This is a genomic window from Oerskovia sp. NPDC056781 (assembly GCF_042789955.1).
Lineage (GTDB): Bacteria > Actinomycetota > Actinomycetes > Actinomycetales > Cellulomonadaceae > Oerskovia > Oerskovia rustica.
The window spans coordinates 1-5231 of record NZ_JBHUAD010000258.1 but is presented as its reverse complement, the minus strand read 5'-3'; the positions used below and the strand labels follow the sequence as shown (position 1 = coordinate 5231).

Below are 5231 nucleotides of genomic sequence, written 5' to 3'. Positions count from 1 at the left end.
CCCGGGCCGCCCTCGGGTCCGGCACCTCCCAAACCGCAGGAACATCCCAAAAAGGCGCCCCGCAGGACGCTTGTGAAGGTTGTCACGCTCACCAATCGGACAGATTTTCACCAAGAAGTTGAAGACAGTAATACTCTGGTTTCATGCCTCTGAATGACCAGACCTCGGTCGCCCCTGCCCAGAACGCGGACAGCGCTGCGTCGCCGCGTCCCCGCAAGGTCCCCCGCATCATCGTCCTGGGTGGCGGCTCTGTCGGTCTCTACTCGGCTCGCCGCCTCCGCAAGAAGCTCGGCAAGCGCGAGGCCGCCATCGTGGTCGTCGACCCGCGCCCGTACATGACGTACGCGCCCTTCCTGCCGGAAGCCGCCGCGGGCTCGATCGACGCACGCGACGTCGTCGCCCCTCACCGCCGCGCCCTCAAGGGCGTCGACGTGCTGCAGGGCAAGGTCGTGGAGATCAACCACGCCGGCCGCAGCATCACGATCCGCCCCGAGGAGGGGGACGACTACTCGGTCTCCTACGACCACCTCATCGTCGGCCTCGGCTCGGTCTCGCGCACGCTGCCCATCCCGGGCCTCGCGGAGAACGCGATCGGCTTCAAGAACGTCGAAGAGGCCATCGCGGTCCGCAACCACGTCATCAACCGGATGGACGTCGCGTCGTCCACCTGGGACCAGGACCTGCGCAAGCGCATGCTCACGTTCGCGTTCATCGGCGGCGGCTTCGCCGGCATGGAGGCGATCGCCGAGATCGAGGACATGGCGCGCTACGCGGCCCGCAACTACCCGACGATCGAGCCCGAGGACCTGCGCTTCGTGATGATCGAGGGCTCCGGGCGCATCCTGCCCGAGGTCTCCGAGCCCATGGGCCAGTACGCGCTCGAGGAGCTCAAGAAGCGCGGCATCGAGTTCCACCTCAACACGTTCCTGTCGTCGTGCGTCGACGGCCACGTCGTGACCTCGACGGGCGTCGAGTTCGACACCGACACCATCGTGTGGACCGCAGGCGTCAAGGCGAACCCGGTCCTCAAGGAGAACTCGGACCTGCCCGTCGACAAGCTCGGCCGCGTGATCGTGCTCCCGACGCTCCAGGTCGCGGACGAGGACGGCAACGTCGTCCCCGACGCCTGGGCCGCGGGCGACTGCGCCGCCGTCCCGGACCTGCTGAACCCCGGCAAGTTCTGCCCGCCGAACGCGCAGCACGCGATCCGTGAGGCCACGCGCCTCGCCGACAACCTGGTCGCGATCCTGCACAGCGACGAGCCCGTCGAGTACAAGCACAAGAGCGTCGGTACGGTCGCTTCGCTCGGCCTGTACAAGGGTGTCGCGGAGCTGTTCGGCATCTTCAAGCTCAAGGGCTTCCTCGCCTGGGCCATGCACCGCAGCTACCACGTGATGGCGATGCCCACGGGCAACCGCAAGATCCGCATCGCGATCGGCTGGATGGGCCAGTTCCTCATGGGCCGCGAGATCATCTCGCTCGGTTCGCTGCACGACCCGCGCGCGGAGTTCCGCCAGGCGTCCGTACCGCCGGCCGCAGCAGGCGAGAAGGTCAAGCAGGAGGCCGTGTCGTCGGCCGCCGAGGCCGAGAACGGTGGTGCCGAGGCAGGTCCCGACAAGGCCGCCCCGGCTGACGCCGCTCCGGCCGAGGCCGCGGGCGCCGACGTCAACCACGGTCCCGCCAAGAAGACGACCAAGAAGGCCGCGACCAAGGCCTGAGCCTGATCGCAGCTCTGCAGACGCCGTGAGGGCGGTCCCAGACGGGGCCGCCCTCGCGGCGTTCTGCTGCACGGCTGCTGGGCACCCGTTTCACGTGAATCCTCCGCGGCGCACAATGGACGGATGAGCACTCGCGTGGTCGACGACCTGCGGTCCCGGGCGGGCCGAGCCCTGTTCGAGCGCGTCGCGGGGCCGGACGGCCCGGCCGAGCGGTCCCGCATCCACGACACCCCGGGTCCGCGCTGGTTCCCGCCCGACTCCGCGATCGCGCGCGTGCACGGCGACGCGTCGATGTTCGTGGGCGGCCTGCGCGCCCTGTTGCTCCAGTCGTTGCACCCGCTCGCGATGGCCGCGGTCGCGGCCCACTCGGGGTACCGGGGCGACCCGTGGGGGCGCCTGGCCCGCACGAGCACGTTCCTCGCGGTCACGACCTTCGGGACGGTCGAGCACGCGCAGCAGGCGATCGATGTCGTCCGTTCGGTGCACGTCCGCGTGCGCGGCACGGCCTCCGACGGGCGCCCCTACGCGGCCGACGACCCGTGGCTGCTGCGCTGGGTCCACGTCGCCGAGGCCGACAGCTTCCTCGCGGCCCACCAGCGTTACGGCGAGCGACCGCTCGACGCCGCGGGCTGCGACGAGTACCTGGCCCAGGCCGCGACGATCGCGGACCGGCTGGGGGCCGTGGACCCGCCGCGGTCGCGCGCCGAGCTGGCGAGGGCTTTCGAGGAGTTCCGCCCACAGCTCGCGAGGACCATCGAGTCCGACGACGTCGCTCGCTTCCTGCTGTCCGAGCCACCTCTCCCGTTCCTCGCCAGGGGTCCGTACGCGGCGCTGGGGGCGGCCTCGGTCGCCTCGCTGCCTCCATGGTCGCGGCGCATGATCCCGGTGCGGTGGCCGATGCGGGGCGAGTCGGTGCTGGTGCGGGCGGGTGGCCGGACGGTCACGAAGGCGATCCGCTGGGCGCTGGCGGGGTCGCGGTAGCGTCCTGGGACGCTGCCCCGAGCGTCGAGGACAAGGGGCGGCGCCCTGGTCCCGCCTGTCGGCCCGACCTCCGCCGGGATATCCTCACCCCCGGCCCCCATAGCCCAATCGGCAGAGGCATCCGACTTAAAATCGGCGCAGTCTGGGTTCGAGTCCCAGTGGGGGCACCCGACGCACCAGGCCCAGAACCTTGCCCGACGAAGGGGCACCGGTATGGATGCTGCTCTGGGCCTCGCGCGGCAGACCCTGGTCCGGTCCACAGCAGCTGGACATCCCCGTAGGTCGGTGCGAATCTGTGCACACCATTGCACCGGTCCCCGGCGGTGGAACGACCCGGAACGGACTCACGTGACGAACATGCTGCCCGCCGACCCGGACGACTATCGGGGAGAGCCGGAGCCGGCCCCGACCTCGCGCGGAAGCCTGTGGTCGTACGCGCTCTGGGCCGCCATCGCCTGTGCGGTAGCGGTCCTGATCACGGCCAAGCCCTGGGCCTACTGGCTCGTGGCGCTCGGCTCCGTGGGCGTCATCGCGGCGGTTCACCTCGCCTGGGTCGTCCGGCGCCGGGTCAAGGGCTCACCGGGCTAGGTGCATCGGTCGGAGCGGCGCCGTGCCGTCGTCCACCGGGAACCCAAGGGGCACTACGACAACCCCGTCGGCCCGTCCGGCTCCGGGTCGTCAGCGGCTTCCTGCCCGAGCGACACCTGGTTCCCGTCGGGGTCGAGCACGCGGGCGACACGTTCGCCCCACGGCTGGTCCGCGGGTGGCGACACCACGACGACCCCGGCCGAGGCCAGGTGGGAGACGGCCTGGTCGCAGTCGTCGACCGTGACCCACAGGTGCGCGTGCCCGGCGTCGGGGCTCTCGCGGTCCACCCCGATCCCCAGCGACGCGTCGCCCACGGCGACCGAGACGTAGACGGGTGGTCCGTCGTCGGGGAACTGGTACGTCACGGTGCCGCGCAGGAGGTCGCGGTAGAAGACGAGCGACCGGTCGAGGTCGGTCGTGGTGAGGATGGGGAAGAGCGTGCGGAACATCGGTGGGCCGCCTCTCGCGAAGGTCTCCTCGGAGCCGTTCCCACGTTACGCCAGCAGCAGACGAGCCTCTTCCGCTGGCGTCCCTGGGCTCGGGCGGCGCTAGTTTGAGGGAACGGCGCACCCGCGCCCCACGACCGGCGACGAGGGAGCACGCGATGGCAGCCGCAGGCCAGGTGGTGCTCTTCGAGCGCCGGACTTCCGAGCCGTTGCTGCGGCACGTCGTCGGCGGGATCCTGCGGGCCGAGCGCACGGATCAGGCCCGTACGCTGCTCGACGTCGCCCTCGCGGCGCAGGTCTCGACGGCGTACCTCTCGGAGGTCGAGCGTGGCCGCAAGGAGGCGTCGTCCGAGGTCCTGGCCGCGATCTGCCGCGCTCTCGGCCTGCGGGTGGTCGATCTGCTGGCGCGCAGCCAGGACGCGTTCGACGCCGAGGCGAACCGTCGCGCGGGCACCGAGCGCCGCAGCCTCTCCTCGCAGCCGCAGGGCGCGCGCGAGCTGCATGCGCTCGCCGCGTCGCCGCGACGGTCCGCTCCACCTGCCCGCGTGACCAGCGGTACGCCCACGACGACGGTCCTGCTGCTCGCTGCCTGAGCGGTCGGCGCGCTCCGGGTTCGGTCCCGTTCCGCCCAGGGTGAATCCCTGCGCTCACGGCGGCGATCTGTCCGTTTCGCCGCGCGCCGCGCGCCCGTCGGTGGTGTGCTGTCAGGATGTCGCAGACGAACCCGGCGCCCACCCTCCAGGACCTCGTCGACCGCGCCGTGATCCTGTCCGCCGAGCACCAGGCGCACTTCGCCGACCTGGGCGGCGAGTCGGCGTGGGACGCGGACCTCGAGGCGGGCACGCTCACGTTCCACAGCGAGATCCCGCTCGTGTGCGGGGCGCACTTCCTGGGGACGGCGGCGCCCGCGACGCAGAGCTGGCTGTGGGGCTGGCACAACGTGAACCACTTCCCAGAGGGTGTCGTCGCGGCGGCCGAGCACGTCCACCAGCGCGGGGTGACCGGCGGCATCTTCGAGCTGAGCACGCCGGAGATCCTCCTGACGGACGCCGTCCCGTACCGGCTCGCGCTCGCGGCCAAGGCCGTGACGGGGCACTTCACGCACTTCGCGGGTCCCACGGGTGGTGGCACGTGCGCGTGGTTCCTCGTGACGCACCCGCGGTTCGAGCTGCCGCCTGCGACGGTCGCGCGGGTCGCGCGCGTGGTCCCAGAGGGGATCGGCAGCACGGCCGTGGCCGACCACCGCCGGGCCGTGCGGGCCTACGCGGTCCTGCGCGGGCTCGACATCCGGTGGCAGGACGAGCAGACCGCGCTCGTGGGGGCGAGCGACGGCGACGTGACCGTGTCGTTCGACGAGCGCGGTCGCCTGAGGGACCTGTCGGTGTCGCTCACGGCCGCGCCCGCGCCGGTCCCTGCGCCGCCGCCCCCGCCCGGGCAGCCCGAGCGGCGCGGCTGGTTCGGCCGCAAGAAGTAGGTCGCACCCGGGTGCACCCGGGTG

The 5231-nt window shown here is 71.8% G+C and carries 6 protein-coding genes and 1 tRNA gene; 6 read left to right on the top strand and 1 reads right to left on the bottom strand.

Annotation, left to right across the window (positions count from 1 at the left end; translation table 11 throughout):
* Positions 1 to 143 precede the first annotated feature (143 nt).
* The 4 genes from ACFRCR_RS16605 to ACFRCR_RS16590 all read left to right on the top strand — a co-directional run bounded on the left by ACFRCR_RS16605 (position 144) and on the right by ACFRCR_RS16590 (position 3287).
* Positions 144 to 1718, top strand: coding sequence for an NAD(P)/FAD-dependent oxidoreductase (locus ACFRCR_RS16605; protein WP_377679059.1), 1575 nt, complete (start codon positions 144 to 146; stop codon positions 1716 to 1718).
* 123 nt (positions 1719 to 1841) lie between these two features.
* Positions 1842 to 2699 carry an oxygenase MpaB family protein gene (locus ACFRCR_RS16600; protein ID WP_377679057.1) on the top strand — a complete coding sequence of 286 codons (858 nt, stop codon included), beginning with the start codon at positions 1842 to 1844 and terminating at the stop codon, positions 2697 to 2699.
* Positions 2700 to 2792: 93 nt separating this feature from the next.
* Positions 2793 to 2866 (top strand) — tRNA-Leu (locus ACFRCR_RS16595).
* 181 nt (positions 2867 to 3047) lie between these two features.
* Positions 3048 to 3287, top strand: coding sequence for a hypothetical protein (locus ACFRCR_RS16590; protein WP_377679055.1), 240 nt, complete (start codon positions 3048 to 3050; stop codon positions 3285 to 3287).
* Positions 3288 to 3340: 53 nt separating this feature from the next.
* Here the strand turns inward: ACFRCR_RS16590 and ACFRCR_RS16585 are convergent, their stop codons facing one another.
* The gene (locus tag ACFRCR_RS16585; protein ID WP_377679054.1) at positions 3341 to 3736 is read right to left on the bottom strand and encodes a VOC family protein; all 396 of its coding nucleotides are present in this window, start codon (positions 3734 to 3736) and stop codon (positions 3341 to 3343) included.
* 155 nt (positions 3737 to 3891) lie between these two features.
* Here ACFRCR_RS16585 and ACFRCR_RS16580 point away from each other — a divergent pair, with 155 nt between their 5' ends.
* Together ACFRCR_RS16580 and ACFRCR_RS16575 are read left to right on the top strand one after the other, a co-directional pair.
* Positions 3892 to 4326 carry a helix-turn-helix domain-containing protein gene (locus ACFRCR_RS16580; protein ID WP_377679052.1) on the top strand — a complete coding sequence of 145 codons (435 nt, stop codon included), beginning with the start codon at positions 3892 to 3894 and terminating at the stop codon, positions 4324 to 4326.
* Positions 4327 to 4442: 116 nt separating this feature from the next.
* Complete coding sequence (locus ACFRCR_RS16575; protein ID WP_377679050.1) at positions 4443 to 5207, top strand: DUF6882 domain-containing protein; 765 nt, start codon at positions 4443 to 4445, stop codon at positions 5205 to 5207.
* The last annotated feature ends 24 nt before the right edge of the window (positions 5208 to 5231 follow it).

Coding starts and splice junctions, on each gene's coding strand:
- ACFRCR_RS16605 (WP_377679059.1), top strand. CDS start 144: ATGCCTCTGAATGACCAGACCTCGGTCGCCCCTGCCCAGAACGCGGAC.
- ACFRCR_RS16585 (WP_377679054.1), bottom strand. CDS start 3,736: ATGTTCCGCACGCTCTTCCCCATCCTCACCACGACCGACCTCGACCGG.
- ACFRCR_RS16580 (WP_377679052.1), top strand. CDS start 3,892: ATGGCAGCCGCAGGCCAGGTGGTGCTCTTCGAGCGCCGGACTTCCGAG.
- ACFRCR_RS16600 (WP_377679057.1), top strand. CDS start 1,842: ATGAGCACTCGCGTGGTCGACGACCTGCGGTCCCGGGCGGGCCGAGCC.
- ACFRCR_RS16575 (WP_377679050.1), top strand. CDS start 4,443: ATGTCGCAGACGAACCCGGCGCCCACCCTCCAGGACCTCGTCGACCGC.